The 521-nt window shown below is 47.0% G+C and carries 1 protein-coding gene and 1 pseudogene; both read left to right on the forward strand.

All coding sequences use genetic code 11. The annotated features are described in order from the left end of the window. Positions 1–368: ATP-binding protein (locus R8N49_RS30325; RefSeq protein WP_318190848.1), on the forward strand; the 368-nt coding region annotated here is incomplete at its 5' end. A gap of 72 nt (positions 369–440) precedes the next feature. Beyond that, positions 441–521 (forward strand): annotated as a pseudogene (locus R8N49_RS30330) (superoxide dismutase); the annotation flags it as partial.

The raw sequence follows: 521 nt of genomic DNA on the forward strand, positions 1-521 counted from the left end.
AGATCCCTGAGCGACATATCTCAGGCAACCCAAAACTGTTGATGAGCGCGGTAGAAAACATCATTCGCAACGCGATTTATTACGGAAAAGATGAAGTGCAGATAGACATTCAAGACAAGACTGACACACTGACGATTACCGTCGATGACAACGGTGATGGTGTGCCGGATGAAGAGTTAGAAGCGATTTTCCGTCCATTTTATCGTGTGTCTACTGCTCGTGATCGTCACTCTGGCGGCACAGGATTAGGGTTAACCATCACCGAAAGTGCGATTCGTCAGCACAGCGGTACGATTGTCGCGAGCCGCAGCCCACTGGGAGGTTTGCGCGTCTCCATCACGCTGCCTTTAGTCAAAGTAGGCAAATAACCCTACAAGATTTCAGTTGATAATGATTTTCATTAACACTAGAGTAAATCCTCCGATTAAGGAGGATTTACTATGTCGCATACATTTCCCGCTCTGCCTTACCCATACGATGCGTTAGAGCCATACATCGACGCAAAAACCATGGAAGTGCAT

The organism is Vibrio sp. 1978 (genome assembly GCF_033344345.1).